Here is a 16,602-nt window from a genome sequence, read left to right as displayed (position 1 = left end):
GGACATAATTTCACCGGGGAGTATCGGGTATGGGGTTCGTAGACTCTTCATCGTCATTCCTATGAGGTGTATGGAGCCCCTGCCACGAATGGATTAGTCGATTCCCTTACCGCCCCTAACTATTGAAACGCCTTGGATGTTACGTGCTTACAGCTAGTCGGCTAGTCGGCTAGTCGGCTAGTGCATTTGGCCACCTTTTCCGAAAGTGTGGCGCGAAAGCTCCATCGCTTGGCTCCCAAGTCGGGCTGGGCCACGTGCCTCGGTGTTTTAAAACGCCGTTTTGTTGCTTAGCGTGTCACTGGGCAGCTGGTCAATTTCAGTCAGGAGTTGCGCGAAGCTGCGACCTGCGGCCCCTAACAATGCGCGGCCTTTGTCGGCTGTGGCGGCGGCGGCATTGCCAACCGCGCCCTGCGCGTTGTAGTCCTGCATTTGCCAGCCCAGCTTGGCACTGCGACCGTCGCCCAGGATGCTGAACTTTTTGGCCCTGTCCCGCGAGGTGGAATGAAAATTCTGCGCCTGCGCCATGTCCACCTGCCCCGGCTTGAGGGCCAGCATCATCGACGTTTCAATCTCGCCGGCGTGAATACCAAAGCGATGCTCGTCTGCACTGAATAAATTCGCCACCGAACCACCCTGCTCGTCGAGAAGCGGCAGGTTGAACCAGTTCACGCCATACACCAACATGTCCAGCCGCGCCCGCAGGTCGCGCGCCACGACATCGAGCAAGCCGACTTGGCCGCCGTGCGAGTTGAGCAACACGAGTTTTTTGACGCCGCTGCGCGCCACTGACTCGGCAACCTCGGTCCAGAGGTGAATCACTGTTTCGGCCTTGAGCGTGAGCGTGCCGCCAAAGCGGGCATGCTCCGGGCTCATGCCCACTGATTGGGTGGGCAAAAACAGCACCGACAAGGCAGATGGCAGATGGGGCAAGGTGGCTGCAACCACACCGTCGACCAGCGTGGCATCTACATTGAGTGGCAGGTGCGGGCCATGTTGCTCTATGGCGGCCACAGGCAACACGGCGATGGTGCGCGCCAGGTCCAGCCGGGCAAAGTCGGGGCTTTTGAGATCGGCCCAGAAGTAGCGGCGCGGGCTTGGCGTTGTCATGGCCATATTGTGCCGCTTGCCGTGTCAGGCAGCCGCAGCGGCTTGGCGAATGTCTTCGCGCAGGCTCTTCTGCTGGCTCAGATGGCGGTTTTGCCGCCCGGTCAGGCGCTTGTCAGATGCCTCCGACTTCTGCACACCGCTCAGCAAACCCGCCAGGCAGTGAGGCCGGGCCCGGGCGCCGCTCGCCTGGTAGTCGGCCAGCAAGACGGCACGCACGGCTTGTTCATTGAGCCCGCGCACCTGCGTCAGGTGTGCAAACAGCAGGTCCACCAGTTTTTCCAGCGCAAACTCATGCGTCTTGCCCGTCGTCTGCCAGAGCCAGTCGCTGAAGGCCAGGAAATGCCCGAAGGCCGAGCCGGGCCCCAGCAGCAGATCGAGGCTCAAGGCAAACCGGCCCGAGTTGGCAACCATGTCCCAGTAACGCGCAAAGCGTTTGATGCGCTGCATGGTCGCAAAATCCACCGTCGAATTCTGCAAGATGGTGTAGGGCGTGTGCGGGTCGTAGGCCATCGCAAATTCAAGCGTGTGCCGCGTGATCGGGGTGCCGCGCAGGCGCTTGAGCACGCCGAACTGGATCTCGTGCGGCGCGAGGGCGTGCAGGCGGTCAAAGCCGTCCGCAAAACTCTCCAGTGTCTCGCCGGGCAGGCCGAAGATCAGGTCGGCATGCACATGGGCGCGGCTTTGCGTGACCAGCCAGCGCAGGTTGTCAGCGGTCTTGCCGTTGTCCTGCTTGCGCGAGATGCGCTGCTGCACCTCGGGGTTGAAGCTCTGGATGCCGACCTCGAACTGCAGTGCGCCGTCGGGAAATTGCGCGATCAGCTCTTTCAGGCGGTCCGGCAGGCTGTCGGGCACCACTTCGAAATGCACAAACACATCGGGTGCTTGCGCGATGCGGTCCAGGAAAAACTGCAGGATGCGCACCGAGTTGTCGATCTTCAGGTTGAAGGTGCGGTCCACAAACTTGAAGTTGCGCGCGCCGCGGCGGTACAGCGCTTCCATCTCCGCCATGAAGACATCCAGGTCAAAGGCCCAGGCGGTCTTGTCGAGCGAGCTCAGGCAGAATTCGCACTTGAACGGACAGCCGCGCGAAGCCTCGACATACAGCAGACGCTGCGCCAGGTCCTCGGCCGTGTAGTCGTTGTAGGGCAGCGCCAGTTCTTCCAGCGGCGGCTGTTCGCCGGCGATGACTTTCATCAGCGGCTGCGGGCCGTCCAGCAGCGCGCGGCAGAGCTTGGGGAAACTCACGTCGCCCCAGCCGGTGACCACATGGTCGGCCAGGCGGCAGATCTCCTGCGCCCCGACCTCATGGCTGACCTCGGGTCCGCCAAGCACAATTTTGATGTCGGGCCGCAAGGTTTTCAACAGGCGCACCAGCTGCGTGGTTTCCACCACGTTCCAGATGTACACGCCGAGGCCGATCACCTCGGGCTGCAGCGCCAGCAGGTCTTCCACCATGCGGGTCTCGGGCTGGCCGATGACAAACTCGCGCAGCCGCGTCTGCGCGCGCAGGCCCGCGCCGCCGTGGCGGTCCATATTGGCCAGCAGGTAACGCAGGCCCAGCGAGGCGTGGATGTATTTGGCGTTGAGCGTGGCCAGGACAATGCGCGCCCCGCCCTGGGGCACAGGGAGAACGGGCGAAGGCGCGAGGGAGTTCATGCCGGTATTATCAAAGCATGTGCCCAGATCTGCTTTATCAACTGGCCCATGCACGCGCTTTGTCACGCGCGCGCGAGATGTTTCACTATGCAATTGATAGCTAGTCACGCATACGGGTTAAGGGCTGAGCTCACTTTTTCGTTACAACTTTCCCGACGACGCAAACCAGTACCTCATGAACAAAGAACCGCTCAAAAAACTCGAAGCCGACCTCTGGAAGGCAACATCGCAGAGCAGGAGCTGATCATCGGTCGCGGCCTGGCGGCGATTCGCCACAAACACGGTTTCAATGGCTACCTGCTTTGTCTGCTGAAGGTGGCATTCGCCACGGAAGACATTATTGGCAAGGCAACGGCTCAATCTTCAATGCCGTTGGCAAAGACGAACTGGCTCGGCTCGGCGTCTTCGAACCCAGTGTGGCCCTTGTGGAGAAATTTGAAGCCCTTGTACGTCCTGTCGACAGGCAGATTGCGGCTCTCTACCAAGCCAACGCCAGCCTCCAAGCCACCCGCGCCGCCCTCCTCCAACGCCTGATTCCGGCAAGCTGGCCGTGGACGGGCTGGACATCCACTTTCGGCCTGAAATGGCGGCTACCAGGTCGCGGATCAGCTATGTTATTGATAGCTTCACCCGCCCATCAGCAAAGGGCCGGGGCCAATTTGATGCCTGAAACAGGCTTTGGTGCCTCGGGAACCCTGCTTTCAGGCTCCAAAGTCCTGTACGCCCACGCAACTGGCCTCGCCCAGTCGGCCTTCATCTACGCAAAATAGTTGGCAAAAATAGCAAAAACAACAATCAAATCAACTATTTACAAAACTTTCAAAGTTGGCAAAATAAGCGCATGTACACCGAGCCACACCAGTTTGAGCCCTTGCTGCCGCTTGAGGGCCGCATGGAGCTTTTGCTGGCCAAGGCGCATGACCTGTCTCGCACGGCCACAACGCTGGCGGGCACGCCGGTGCCGCCGGAGTTGCACCGCCTGCTGCGCAGCATGAACTCGTACTACTCCAACCGCATTGAAGGCCAGCACACGCAGCCGCACGAAATCGACCAGGCCCTGCGTAAGGATTTCTCTAAAGACAAGCAACTGGCCGCCAAGCAGCGGCTGGCGGTGGCACACATCGAGGCCGAGGAGGCGCTGGAGACCCGTTATCGTGGGGACGAAGGCGCCAAAGCGCTTTACTCGACCGAGGCAGTGCAGGCCATTCACCATGAGCTGTTCAGCCGCCTGCCGGCCAAAGACCTGGTGACGCCTGAGGGCGAGCCCATCACACCCGGGCAGTTGCGCGCGCGCGAAGTGAAGGTTGGCGATCATGTGGCGCCTGCGTTTGCGAGCGTGCCGGCATTTCTGACGCGCTGGGGACGGTTTTACGCCAATGTGCGGCGCGGTGAGGCGGCTCTGGTAGCCATCGCTGCAGCGCACCAGCGGCTCGGTTGGGTTCACCCTTTTGTGGATGGCAATGGCCGAGTGATGCGACTGCACACGCACACGTTGCTGAGCGCGCTGGGTTACACCGGTGGCCTGTGGTCGCCCCTGCGTGGCTTTGCGCGCAGTAGTGAGCGTTATTACGCGCTGCTGGCCGACGCCGACAGCACGCGTCGTGGGGATCTGGACGGCCGCGGCAACCTCAGTGAACAGGCGTTGACCGCCTGGATTGACTATGTGCTGAACACCTGTCTGGACCAGGTGGTGTTTATGACTGGCATGCTGGACTTTGGCTCCATGAAGGCGCGCATTGAAGCGTGTCTGGTGTTTGAGGCGACGGTTGAAAAGTCGGGCGTCAGGCAAGAGTCTTTAAGGGGTCTGCATTACCTGTTTTTGAGCGGTGAAGAGATGACGCGTGGTGACTTCAAGTCCATGCTGGGCATGAGCGACCGGGGTGCCACCGATGCGCTGGGAGCACTCGTCAAGCGCGGGTTGCTGAAATCCGACTCGCCACAGGGGAAGGTCAGGTTCGGTCTGCCGCAGCATGCGCTTCGCTTTTTGTTTCCCCGCCTTTGGCCAGAGGCTGAAGCCGACGCAGCAAGCGCGCAGACACATTGAGTGAACACAGACTGATTCGAGCCAACCCATAACAACCGTCATCAATCAAAGCCATGGCCAACGTCATCTCCAAAGACCAGATTGAGCAGGCATTGCTGCAGCGCCTGCAGCATGTGTGCGGGTTTGAGGTGCTCAATTGCCACACCACAGACCCGGCAGACCTGAATGACGGATCGGACCGCAAGGACAAGCGCGACGTGCTGCTGCCCCAGCGGCTGAAGGCTGCGGCTTGGCGACTGAATCCGCAGATTCCCGTGGAGGGTTATGACCGGGTATTGTTTCAGGCCAAGTGCGACAACGTTTTTCATCTGGTGCTGGACCATGCCGCTCAGGGGCGCAAGTGGGCGGCTTGACTGACAGGTCCGGCAAAGTACCTCTCATAGTCAATATGATCAAACCATGACCCACACCCTGTTCAGAGACGACGCTTATCTGGCCGAATGCAGCGCGACCGTAACCGCGGTGACCGAGCAAGGCCTGGTGCTGGACCGCACCGTGTTTTACCCGCTGGGCGGCGGCCAGGCCGGCGACACCGGGGTGCTGGTGCTGGCCGATGGGCGCGAGATCGTCATTGCGGATACCCGCAAGGGCAAAAACGAACAGGGCGAGTTCACAGCGGCGATCTGCCACCTGCCGGCCTTGCCGGACCCAGCCGCGTCTGTAGAGGACCACCTTTTGCGCACGGGCGTGAAAGCCGGGGATGTGGTAACCGCCCGCGTCGACTGGGCGCGCCGGCACCGGCTCATGCGTTTTCACACCACCACCCACCTGCTGTGCCACCTGGTGCCGCAGCTCGTCAACGGCTGCTCGATCACGCCCGACTATGCGCGGCTGGACTTCAACATGACGGACCCGCTGGACAAGGACCTTCTGAGCGCGGGCATTGCCCGGCTGGTGGCCGCCGCGCACCCGGTGGCCGTGGGCAGCATCAGCGACGCGGAGCTCGACGCGAACCCGGCCCTGGTCAAAAGCATGAGCGTGCAGCCACCGCGCGGCAGCGGCCAGGTGCGCACCATCCGCATCGGCGGCGCCGGGGCAGACGCCATGATCGACTTCCAGCCCTGCGGCGGCACCCATGTGGCCAACACGTCCGAGATTGGCGCGGTGGTGGTCACCAAAATCGAGAAGAAAAGCGCCACCACGCGCCGCGTGGTGCTGGGTTTCGCCGCCTGATCCTTGTCCGATGCGACCAAGAAATGCCACCGGCGACACCTTTTTTGCCTGGGACGGCGAGGTGCTGGTGGTCAACATCCTGGGCAAACCGTCGGCCAGCCGTGACGCGATCGGCAAACCCAAGGGCACCCAGCTCAAGGTCAGCGTGACCGCGGCGCCACAGGCCGGCAAGGCCACCGACCACATGCTGCGTTTCCTGGCGCCGCTGTTCGGCGTGGCGGTCAGCGACATCGAGGTGGTCTTCGGCCGGGAAAACGTCAACAAGCAGTTGCGCATACGCGCGCCGAAAAAGCTGCCGGCGGTGTTTGCGCAGCCCGGCCTGCCCACGGCCCCTGCCGGACGACAATAGGACAGAGGCCTTCGGGCACCGTCCCCGGAACTAAAGGCCAGCGTGCCGCTCACACCATGACCATGATTTTTCACCGCCTGACGTCCGCTCTGTTTTTGATAGCTGCCTGCGCTTTCACGACGGGCGCTACCGCCCAACTCAGCTTCACCAACAAGGCCCCGGCGAATGCCGTGGTGAGCACCGACCAGGTGCGTGCCGAACTGCTGGCCTGGGCGCCCGATGGCGTGGAGCCGGGAAAACCGGTCTGGGTGGGCCTGCAGCTGGCGCACATTCCCGAATGGCACACCTACTGGAAAAACTCCGGCGATTCCGGCCTGCCGACCCTGCTCGAATGGACGCTGCCGGCCGGTGTCACCGCTGGCGACATCGCTTGGCCCACGCCGAAAAAGATACCGATTGGCACCCTTGCCAACTATGGCTACGAAGGCACCGTGCTGTTGCCGGTGCCGCTCACCGTGGCCCCCGGCTTCAACGCCGCCAACCTCGACATCCGGCTCAAGGCCAGCTGGCTGATCTGCAAGAAGGAATGTATTCCGCAGGAAGGTGATTTTTCCCTGCAAATCCCGGTCCGCAGTTCGACCGGCAGCAGCAGCGGCCTGTTTGCCGCCGCCTTTGCCGCCAGCCCCCAGCCGCAGGCCGCAAGCGGCAGCGAGGTGCAGGTCAGCGCCAACACCATCCAGGTGGCGCTCGCGGGCCTGCCCGCGCGCCTGCAGGGCAAGACCCTGGACTTTTTCCCCGAAACCGGCAGCGTGATCGAGCCCGCCGGCGCCTGGCAGCAAAAATGGCAGGGCGCGGTGTGGACCGCGCAACTGCCGCTCTCCAGCCAGCGCAGCGAAAGCCCGCGCGTGATGCCGGTGGTGGTGGCGCTGGACCAGACCGCTTACCGCATCGAGGTGCCGGTCAAGGGCGACTGGCCGGCCGTGGCTGCCGCGGCCACGGTGTCGCCGGCGCTGGAAGCAGCGCTCAAGGCCAATGCGGCGCTGGGTGCGGCGCCCACCGGCAGCAGCGCGCCGCCGCTCACACTGATCGCTGCCCTGCTGGGTGCGCTGCTGGGCGGACTGATCCTGAACCTCATGCCCTGCGTGTTTCCGGTGCTGGCCATCAAGGTGATGAGTTTCGCCAAGGAGAAAAACCGCGCCACCCGCCTGAGCGGCGGGCTGGCCTACACGGCCGGCGTGGTGCTGTCCTTCCTGGCGCTGGGCGCCCTGCTGCTGGGCCTGCGCGCCACCGGCGAGCAGCTCGGCTGGGGCTTCCAGCTGCAAAGCCCGGCCGTGGTGGCCGGGCTGGCCGTGCTGTTCACACTGATCGGCCTGAACCTGGCGGGCCTGTTTGAATTTGGCAGCGTGGTGCCCGGCAAGGTCGCCGGCCTGCAGGCCAAAAACCCGACGCTCAATGCCTTTCTGACCGGCGTGCTGGCCACCGCGATTGCCTCGCCCTGCACCGCGCCTTTCATGGGGGCTTCGCTCGGCTACGCCGTGGGCCTGCCGGCCCTCCAGGCGCTGGCGGTGTTTGGGGCCATCGGCCTGGGCATGGCCCTGCCCTATCTGGCGGCCAGTGCCGTGCCAGCGGTGGCGCGCGCCCTGCCGCGCCCGGGCGCGTGGATGGTGACCTTCAAGCAGCTGATGGCGTTTCCGATGTTCGCCACCGTCGCCTGGCTGGTCTGGGTGCTGGGCCAGCAAAGCGGCATCGACGGTGCCGGCGCCCTGCTGGCGCTGCTGGTGCTGATGGCGCTGGTGCTGTGGTCGCTGACACTGCGGGGCCGGACCCGAACCGTAGCCGCTACGCTTTCGATAGCGCTTGGCGCTTTCGGCGTCTGGGCTGTGGGCCAAAACATCATCAAGCCGCTGGAGGCTTCCAGCGCCGCTGCAGCAGCCTCGGACCGCTGGCAGGCTTGGGAGCCGGGCCGGGTGGACCAGCTTGCGGCCCAGGGCCAGAACGTGTTTGTCGATTTCACCGCCGCCTGGTGCGTGACCTGCCAGTACAACAAGAAAACCACGCTGGCCGATGCCGGCGTGCTGGCCGACATGGATGCCAAAAACGTAGCCCTGCTGCGCGCCGACTGGACGCGCCGCGACCCGGCCGTGACCGCCGCGCTGGCGCAACTGGGCCGCAACGGCGTGCCGGTGTATGTGATCTACAAGCCCGGCCGCGCGCCGGTGGTGCTGTCGGAAATTCTGTCGGTCGCTGATGTGCGGGCCGAACTGGCCAAGCTCTAGTACTGCCTGTCACTTCATTTTTCTGAAGGAGATCCAGCCATGTTGAATCACCGCGTCAATCGCCGGATCTTTTCCACTGCCCTGTTTACCGCCCCGTGGGCTGCGACGTTCACACAGACCGCCCACGCGGCCGCGGTCGTTGGCCAGGCCGCGCCGGACTTTTCCGCAGTGGATACCACCGGAAAAACCCATCGCCTCAGCGACTACAAGGGCAAGCTGGTGGTGCTGGAATGGACCAACCCCGGCTGCCCGTTTGTGCAAAAACACTACAACGGCAACATGCAGGGCCTGCAGAAGGAGGCCGCTGGCAAAGGGGTGGTCTGGCTGGCCGTCAACTCGACCGAAACCGGCAGCGGCGACTACCTGGTGCCCGCCCAGCTTGCCGGCTGGATGCGCAACAAACAGGCGGCGGCCAGCGCCACCCTGATGGACGAGTCCGGCAGCATCGGCCAGCTCTACAGCGCCCGGACCACGCCGCACATGTACATCATCAGCCCGCAAGGCCAGCTGATGTATGCCGGGGCCATCGACAGCGTGCCCTCCGCCCGCGTGGATGACATCCGGACCGCGACCAACTATGTGCGCCAGGGCTTGAACGAAGCGCTGGCCGGCAAGGCCCTCAGCGTGGCGAGCAGCCGCGCCTACGGCTGCTCGATCAAGTACAAGGCATGAGCCCCTCCGTGACCGCTCTCCCGCCGGCCGAACGTCTGCCCCATATCCTCACCCATTGCCGCACGATTGCAGTGGTGGGCCTGTCGCCCAAGCCGCATCGCGCCAGTTTCGACGTGGCGCGCTACATGCAGGGCCAGGGTTACCGCATCATCCCGGTCAACCCGAATGTCAGCGAGGTGCTCGGTGAAAAAGCCTATGCCAGCCTGACGGAAGCGGCGCAGCACGAACACATCGACCTGGTGAACTGCTTTCGCAACAGCGAGGACATTCCGCCCATCATCGACGAGGCGATCGCCATTGGTGCCAAAGCCGTCTGGATGCAGCTCGGCATCCGCCACCCGGCGGCCGCCGCCCAGGCCGAAGCGGCGGGCCTGCTGGTGGTGCAGGACCACTGCCTCATGGTTGACCACAGGGTGCTGAAGTCGCGCGGCCTGCTGCCGGCCCCCGGCGGCTGACGGGCCCGCGGCGCTTGCGCCCTGCGGCGGCTCCGGGATAATCGCCGCATGCCCTCCCCGCACCGGCCTTTGCTGTTGTCCCTGTTCTGTCTGCCGGCCTTGCTGCTGCTGGGCGGCTGCCTCCAGACGGCCCCGACCCACCGCGGTGAAACGCAGGTGGCGCCGCTGACCTCGGGCGAGCTGGCGCAATCGGATGTGAACCGCATGGCCACCCTGGGCATGCGCGACAACCTCGACAGCCTGTACCGCCTGCTCGACAAGCTGTATCGGCGCAACCCCGCCGAATGGCGCAAGACCGGCAGCACCAGCCGCGAGGCGGCGGTCCAGCGCGTGCGCAGCGCCATCGACAGCCGCACGCCCTGGCCGGAGCTGCAGGGCAAACGCGACATCGCCGCCCTGTCGCTGGCGCTGAGCCCCGACTTCCGGGGCGACCGGGTGGCCGCTTTTGTGTATGCCAGCGCCGACATGCTGATCGTGGCGCACAACGGCAAGACCGACTTCTACCTGGTCGACAGCCTGGACGCGCAATATATCTACAACGCCGCGCGCAACATCGAGTCGGCCGTCTGGCTGCTGGCCTCGCGGCGCAACCCGGCCGGCCAGCCCCTGCTGCTGGCCGACGAGATCTCCGAACGCGAACGCAACCTCAGTTTCGAGCGCGAGTTCGGCAAGGTCATCGGCCGGCTCGACCTGCTCTCCGAAGTCCTGACCGAGAAATACCGTCGCGCCGTGATCACCTATGTGCAGAGCCTGGCGGGCGCTTCTTTCCTCCAGTTCCTACCGGTCAGGTAGGGCCCCCACGGTCGTTCACTTCGTGTAACTCCCGAGGCCTTGCAGGCCGCCGCTCGCCAGAGGCTTCGCTTCTGTCGCCTGTCCAAAGCTGCTCAAGCAGCTTTGGAGCCGCAGGCTCCAGCCCCTCGGGGGCCGCTGCGCCTGCGGGCCGGCAAAGCCGGACCCGCGGCCCCTGCTTGATTCAAAACTCCCCCGCGCCGCCACGCGGGCGCCAGATCGGCCCTCGCAGTAGAAAGATTCACGGCTCTGAGACAATGGAGCCATGTTTGCTCCCCTCCAAAACGACACCTTTTTGCGCGCCTGCCTGCGTCAGGCCACCGACTACACCCCCGTCTGGCTGATGCGCCAGGCCGGACGCTACCTGCCGGAGTACCGCGCCAGCCGCGCCAAGGCCGGCAGCTTCATGGGTCTGGCGACCTCACCCGACTACGCCACCGAAGTCACGCTGCAGCCCCTGGAGCGTTACCCGCTGGACGCCGCCATCCTGTTTTCCGACATCCTGACCGTGCCCGACGCCATGGGCCTGGGCCTGTCGTTTGCACTCGGCGAGGGCCCGCGTTTTGCGACACCCGTCCGTGATGAGGCGGCCGTGGCCAAACTCGAAGTGCCGGACATGGAAAAACTGCGTTATGTCTTCAACGCCGTCACCTCCATCCGCAAGGCGCTGAACGGCCGGGTGCCGCTGATCGGTTTTTCCGGCAGCCCCTGGACGCTGGCCTGCTACATGGTCGAGGGCGCCGGCTCCAACGACTACCGCCTGGTCAAGACCATGCTGTACCAGCGCCCCGACCTGATGCACAAGATGCTCGCCATCAATGCCGACGCGGTGGCGGCCTACCTGAACGCGCAGATCGAGGCCGGCGCCCAGGCGGTGATGATTTTCGACAGCTGGGGCGGCGTGCTGGCCGACGCGGCCTTCCAGACCTTCAGCCTGGCTTACACCCAGCGCGTGCTGAGCCAGCTCAAGCGCAGCCATGACGGCGTGATCATTCCGCGCCTGGTGTTCACCAAGGGCGGCGGCCTGTGGCTGGAGCAGATGGCCGGGCTCGACTGCGAAGTGCTCGGCCTGGACTGGACCGTGAACCTGGCCCAGGCCCGCGCGCGGGTAGGCGGGCGCATGGCGCTGCAGGGCAACCTGGACCCCAATGTGCTGTTCGCCAACCCGGCGCAGATAGAGGAAGAAGTGACCAAGGTACTGGATAGTTTCGGTACCCCGCATGCGGACACGCGCAGCACCGGCCCGACCCACATCTTCAACCTGGGCCATGGCATCAGCCAGCACACCCCGCCCGAAAACGTGGAGGTGCTGGTCCGCGCCGTGCACGCCTATTCACGCCGCATGCGCACGGGAACCCCGCATTGATGCGGGTTTTGCCGTCTGATAGCACAAATCCCGGCTCGGCAGACTGGACTTATTCACAAAATTTGTGCTGCGGTGCCGCATGAAGCTGTAACAAGTCGGTCTCCCGCTATCAAAGCCATAGCGCTTCTAAGTGCTTGATTCATATAGGATCTTTAAACTGCTTTTTTTGCGGGCAATTTAAGAAAAGCCGTGATTTATAAGGCCCGGACGCGTGTCGGGGCAATTTATCAACAAAGTTATCCACAGAAACCTTGGAAGACTGCCAAAGCTTTTTTAAATCAAGCACTTACGGCGATGTTCGCAAATGTATCTTAGGACTATCTGGTTAACTATCCCCTCTGTTCTTCCAATCGATCCACCCGAAAATGAGGTACTGGCTCAGCATCGTTGTCGCCACTCCCGCCCACAGCAGCGTGGCCGGGCCGCTGACCTATCGGAGCGAGTGGCCGCTTCCGCCGGGAAGCCTGGTGCGCGTCCCGCTGGGCAAACGCGAAGTCCTGGGCGTGGTGTGGGAGGTATTGCCGGACAGCGGCGACCTGCCGGAAAGCCAGTCCAAGGCGGTGCTGGGTGCGCTGGACGGCCTGGCGCCCCTGTCGGCCACCTGGCGGCGGCTGGTCGGTTTCACCGCCAGCTACTACCAGCGCTCCATCGGCGAGGTGGCACTGGCCGCGCTGCCGCCGCAATTGCGCGAACTGAGCACCGTGCAGCTGGCACGCCGGCTCAAGCGGCCGGTGGTCCCCGCGCCGGACACTCCGGATACTACTGATTTAATAGCACTCAGCGCAGAGCAGGAAAGGGCTATCGCCGAATTTGATGCCGATGCCCGGCCGGCCCTGCTGTTTGGCGCGACCGGCAGCGGCAAAACCGAGGTCTACCTGCGTGCCGCCGCCAAAGTGCTGGCCGGCGACGCAAGCGCCCAGGTGCTGGTGATGGTGCCCGAAATCAACCTGACGCCGCAGCTGCAGGCGCGTTTCGAGGAACGTTTTGCCCACCTCGGCAAGGCCCAGGTGGTGGCGCTGCACAGTGGCCTGACGCCCGCGCAGCGACTCAAGAGCTGGCTTGCTGCCCACGCCGGCCAGGCGCGGCTGGTGCTGGGCACCCGCATGGCGATTTTTGCCTCCCTGCCCAACCTGCGCCTGATCGTCGTCGACGAGGAGCACGACCCCAGCTACAAGCAGCAGGAAGGCGCGCGTTATTCGGCGCGGGATCTGGCGGTCTACCGCGCGATGCTGGAAAGCGCACGATCACAGGCAGGCGACAGTGAGGGCGCGGAGGCTTTTCCCTTACCAGCCGGGGCCGCGGAACCGGCCTTGGCCCGTCCTGAGCCTGTCGAAGGGCCGGGCCGCAGGCGCAGCGCCCCCCCGGGGGGCAGCGCAGTACGCGAAGCGACAAGCGTGGGGGCTCGTATTTGTCGTGTGCTGCTCGGTTCGGCAACCCCTTCGCTGGAAAGCTGGCAGGCCACCGTGGTGGGCCGCTACCAGCGCCTGACCATGAGCGAACGGATCGGGGGCGCGGAACAACAAGGCAGCCTCCCGGCCGTCAGGCTGGTCGACATGAACCACCAGCCCAAACACTGCACGATTGCGCCACCGCTGCTGGACGCGATCAGCCAGCGCATCGCGCGCGGCGAGCAGTCGCTGATTTTCCTGAACCGGCGCGGGTATGCCCCGGTGCTGGCCTGCCACGACTGCGGCTGGAAAAGCGAGTGCCCGCACTGCAGCGCCTTCCGGGTCTTCCACAAGATAGACCGCACCTTGCGCTGCCACCACTGCGGCTTCACCGAACGCGTGCCGCGCGCCTGCCCGGCCTGCGGCAACATCGACATTGCGCCCGTGGGCAAAGGCACGGAGCGGCTGGAGGAACACATCGCCGAGCTGCTGGCGGGCGACCGCCCGGTCCGGCGCCCCGACGGCAGCCCCTTGCGTATCGCTCGCATCGACGCCGACACCACACGCCTCAAGGGCGCGCTCGAGTCGCAGCTGGCCAGCGTGCATGCGCGCGAGGTCGATGTGCTGGTCGGCACGCAGATGATTGCCAAGGGCCATGACTTTCGCCACATCACGCTGGTCGCGGCGATCAACCCCGACGGCGCGCTGTTCTCCAGCGATTTCCGCGCGCCCGAGCGGCTGTTCGGCCTGCTCATGCAGGCCGCCGGCCGGGCCGGGCGCGATGCCGAGCGCGGCGAAGCCAGCGAAATGTGGGTGCAGACTTTTCACCCGCAACACCCGCTGTTTGCTGCGCTCAAGAAGCACGACTACCCGGCTTTTGCCGCGCAAGAGTTAAAAGAGCGCGAAGCCGCCGGCATGTCGCCCTTCGGCTATTCGGCGCTGGTGCGTGCCGAAGCGCGCGAGCAGGCCGTGGCCCAGGGCTTTCTGAATGCGGCAGCGGCGGCCGCGCAGACGCAGCAACTGCCGGGCATGGAAGCCGTCACGCCTTACCCGGCCGTGCCCATGACCATCCAGCGGGTGGCCAACATCGAACGCGCGCAGATGCTGGTCGAAAGCCCCTCACGCGCCGCGCTGCAGCGCTTCCTGGCGGCCTGGCAACCGGTGCTGCACCAGACCCGGCAACAAGGCGACTTCAAAAGCCTGATCCGCTGGGCCATCGACGTGGACCCGCTGGCGATTTGAGGGGTGGATAGGCCATTTTTGATGGTCAGTTATCGACCGCTACCGGCTGACGAGTATCCGCAATCTAGGGCGGCTTCAGACTGTTTGCGGACTTTCAGCCCGCTCTAAAGCCGTCTTTAACGTGCAAGCTCAGCTTTTTGACGGTCGGCTGGAGCGGGATGTTATGCATTGGCGTCCCCCATTCGAGAGGGGGGTTTTCGAGCGCCCAGTGCGAGACCAAACAAGCCACCAGACAAACGCTGCGCCAGCCAATGTGAATGGCGGCACGACCATGAATAAAAGAATGCCAAACCCCAGGTCGTCACCCAACTCGGCCCGAGAGTTCATACCAGTCGAGAACATCTCGTAGTAGGCAGCAAGCTCTGCCACAAGCCATGCAAATGCAGGCAAGCTGACAAGAGCAGCGGTTGATGCCAGAAGTACGCGCAGACCTTTATGCATAACGTTGGCGCTCAGCCGACGCCGACGGCGGTCGGCTGGAGCAAACAGTTAAATTCAAAGTGCTCTCATTCCTACTGCGCACAAGCATCCTTGAACGCCTCTCGCTGCCCCAGCGAAAGAGGCGTGATGCAAGCCAATGAAAACTTCGCGACACCGTTGGCGCGATCAACAGTGACGATGGCATATACCGTTTTAGACCCAACCACGCTGAAGTCATATTTGCCTGGCATTGGACCGTCGCGCGAGGTTGTCCTGGAGGACAAATTTACTTTGGGAGCATCACCAACCGCCAGGCGCACAGTTTGATGCTCTGCGACGAACTTGCTGGCCATCTGAGTTTCTCGTTTGACGTCATTTTCCAATGTCTGACGTTGATGCAGAAACAGAAGCGCTGTGATAGCGATCGCGGCAACCCCAACCGTAAACACGACTAACGATACTTTGAACTTGCGTGATTCATCTCCCTTAACACCAGAGTGCACTGCAAGCGTAACGAATACAAGCAGCAGCGAGACAGCGCACGCTGGCACCGCAACAATTACCAGCCAGGGTGTAACGACCAACGTCGACGAATCACCAACCGCCATGTATGCGACAACCAGAATGGCGACCCAAAGCGGGAGCAAGCCGACGAGGGCAACGAAAGCAGTTCGTGTCATGAAGTCTTTGAAATTTAACGTGAAGATGACCGGACCACCGCCCTTTGCGGCGAAGCCGCCTCCTGCAGGTGTGGATCCGTGTCGATTGACATGTTAAAGCGGGCGATTGTCATCAGGTAGCAGATACGAAGACCGATAGGAGATCAGACGGACCAACAGCCCATACAGAACGGACACCACCAGAAGAAAGTAGTGAAAGAATGCGAAGCGCCCGGATTCAATCACTGGCGCCAGCTGCGTGATACCGCCCGCTTCCACCAGGAGCATCATCGAGGCCAGAAGCGCCGCTACGAGAGCACCAACAAAGCCGACGAACTGCAAGAAGCCGCGCGCCTCTCGATGGGCACGCCGTGAACGAGACCATCCCTCCGCGAACAGCACCGCGGCGCTGAGGATCAGGTCGGTCCTGTGCAGGAGGTTATCTAGCCGCCCGACCAAGGCGAGGACCAATACCACAATGAAAACCGGAAAGAAGGTCCAGAACAGATCAAAGATTGCGCGACCGAGTGGATTTGGTTCCATGAGCTTTAACGTTGGAGGCCAGGCGCGGCCGTAGGCCGTCGCCTCTGGGCCGACCTGTTAACTGTCATTTGGCCTCCTGAATTTGGAGTAACCATAAAGCGATAAACGCTGCCGAGATTACAACGACCAAAACTAAACCGGTCGCCTTCAATGGCTTCGTTGCTTCCATACCTCGCAGATCAAGACTGTCCGCCCTACCGATCAAGTTTGTGGCCGCGGCAAGTCCGAAGAGAAAGACGCCAATTGCTGAGAAGACAACCTTGTAGTTTGTCACTCCAGCGTTTGCCAACATAAGTGGAGAGAATCCAAGGAAACAGACCGCGAATGCAACCCTACCAACTAGGCGGACCGAACGGTTCTCCGCCAATCGCATAGGAGCCACGGAGATGCTTTTCATGACAGTTAACGTAATGTATAGAGCAAAACATGCTCGATAAACTGGCCCGTGCTTGATATTCTGGACATGACTTTCTCCTGAAAGTGGCTTGCAGCCGTGCTTTTCGCGGTTTTCAAGGATTTTTAT

Annotated in this window: 16 protein-coding genes; 11 read left to right on the top strand and 5 right to left on the bottom strand. The window is 63.1% G+C overall.

All coding sequences use genetic code 11. From position 1 onward, the window contains the following. Positions 1 to 267 precede the first annotated feature (267 nt). Positions 268 to 1,107, bottom strand: a complete 840-nt coding sequence (locus B7G52_RS05490; protein ID WP_096696673.1) for a creatininase family protein — start codon at positions 1,105 to 1,107, stop codon at positions 268 to 270. A gap of 24 nt (positions 1,108 to 1,131) precedes the next feature. Further along, entirely contained in the window at positions 1,132 to 2,763 is a 1,632-nt protein-coding gene (locus B7G52_RS05485; protein ID WP_096696634.1) for a B12-binding domain-containing radical SAM protein, read from the bottom strand. 302 nt (positions 2,764 to 3,065) lie between these two features. Here B7G52_RS05485 and B7G52_RS23230 point away from each other — a divergent pair, with 302 nt between their 5' ends. The 11 genes from B7G52_RS23230 to priA all read left to right on the top strand — a co-directional run bounded on the left by B7G52_RS23230 (position 3,066) and on the right by priA (position 14,457). Continuing rightward, the gene (locus tag B7G52_RS23230; RefSeq protein WP_141397389.1) at positions 3,066 to 3,533 is read left to right on the top strand and encodes a restriction endonuclease subunit S; all 468 of its coding nucleotides are present in this window, start codon (positions 3,066 to 3,068) and stop codon (positions 3,531 to 3,533) included. Positions 3,534 to 3,604: 71 nt separating this feature from the next. Then, a complete protein-coding gene (locus B7G52_RS05475) occupies positions 3,605 to 4,807 on the top strand; it encodes a Fic family protein (RefSeq protein ID WP_096696632.1) in 1,203 nt (400 codons plus the stop codon). Positions 4,808 to 4,860: 53 nt separating this feature from the next. Beyond that, entirely contained in the window at positions 4,861 to 5,160 is a 300-nt protein-coding gene (locus B7G52_RS05470; protein WP_096696631.1) for a hypothetical protein, read from the top strand. A 46-nt stretch (positions 5,161 to 5,206) separates the two neighbouring features. Beyond that, positions 5,207 to 5,980: an alanyl-tRNA editing protein gene (locus tag B7G52_RS05465; protein WP_096696630.1), complete on the top strand. Its 774-nt coding sequence runs from the start codon at positions 5,207 to 5,209 to the stop codon at positions 5,978 to 5,980. A gap of 10 nt (positions 5,981 to 5,990) precedes the next feature. Next, the gene (locus B7G52_RS05460; RefSeq protein ID WP_096696629.1) at positions 5,991 to 6,329 is read left to right on the top strand and encodes a DUF167 family protein; all 339 of its coding nucleotides are present in this window, start codon (positions 5,991 to 5,993) and stop codon (positions 6,327 to 6,329) included. A gap of 62 nt (positions 6,330 to 6,391) precedes the next feature. Continuing rightward, entirely contained in the window at positions 6,392 to 8,545 is a 2,154-nt protein-coding gene (locus B7G52_RS05455; protein WP_096696672.1) for a protein-disulfide reductase DsbD, read from the top strand. Between the two features lie 39 nt (positions 8,546 to 8,584). Beyond that, positions 8,585 to 9,217, top strand: a complete 633-nt coding sequence (locus B7G52_RS05450; RefSeq protein ID WP_096696628.1) for a thioredoxin family protein — start codon at positions 8,585 to 8,587, stop codon at positions 9,215 to 9,217. A gap of 8 nt (positions 9,218 to 9,225) precedes the next feature. Further along, complete coding sequence (locus B7G52_RS05445; RefSeq protein WP_096696671.1) at positions 9,226 to 9,672, top strand: CoA-binding protein; 447 nt, start codon at positions 9,226 to 9,228, stop codon at positions 9,670 to 9,672. A 48-nt stretch (positions 9,673 to 9,720) separates the two neighbouring features. Beyond that, positions 9,721 to 10,464, top strand: coding sequence for a hypothetical protein (locus tag B7G52_RS05440; protein ID WP_096696627.1), 744 nt, complete (start codon positions 9,721 to 9,723; stop codon positions 10,462 to 10,464). Between the two features lie 262 nt (positions 10,465 to 10,726). Then, the gene (hemE, locus tag B7G52_RS05435) at positions 10,727 to 11,827 is read left to right on the top strand and encodes a uroporphyrinogen decarboxylase (RefSeq protein ID WP_096696626.1); all 1,101 of its coding nucleotides are present in this window, start codon (positions 10,727 to 10,729) and stop codon (positions 11,825 to 11,827) included. Between the two features lie 365 nt (positions 11,828 to 12,192). Continuing rightward, positions 12,193 to 14,457 (top strand): primosomal protein N', encoded by a 2,265-nt coding sequence (gene priA, locus B7G52_RS05430; protein WP_096696625.1) that lies wholly within the window; start codon positions 12,193 to 12,195, stop codon positions 14,455 to 14,457. Positions 14,458 to 14,969: 512 nt separating this feature from the next. On the opposite strand, the gene B7G52_RS05425 is transcribed toward priA, so the two are convergent. The 3 genes from B7G52_RS05425 to B7G52_RS05415 form a co-directional block, all read right to left on the bottom strand. Further along, a complete protein-coding gene (locus B7G52_RS05425; protein WP_096696624.1) occupies positions 14,970 to 15,557 on the bottom strand; it encodes a hypothetical protein in 588 nt (195 codons plus the stop codon). A 93-nt stretch (positions 15,558 to 15,650) separates the two neighbouring features. Continuing rightward, positions 15,651 to 16,079 (bottom strand): hypothetical protein, encoded by a 429-nt coding sequence (locus tag B7G52_RS05420; protein ID WP_096696623.1) that lies wholly within the window; start codon positions 16,077 to 16,079, stop codon positions 15,651 to 15,653. 64 nt (positions 16,080 to 16,143) lie between these two features. Continuing rightward, on the bottom strand, positions 16,144 to 16,476 hold the full coding sequence (locus B7G52_RS05415; RefSeq protein WP_141397388.1) for a hypothetical protein: 333 nt from the start codon (positions 16,474 to 16,476) through the stop codon (positions 16,144 to 16,146). Positions 16,477 to 16,602: the final 126 nt, after the last annotated feature.

This window comes from Polaromonas sp. AER18D-145 (assembly GCF_002379095.1).
In the GTDB taxonomy this organism is placed as follows: domain Bacteria; phylum Pseudomonadota; class Gammaproteobacteria; order Burkholderiales; family Burkholderiaceae_C; genus Polaromonas.
Note: the sequence above shows the minus strand (reverse complement) of the source record. Positions and strands in the feature narration are given on the sequence as shown.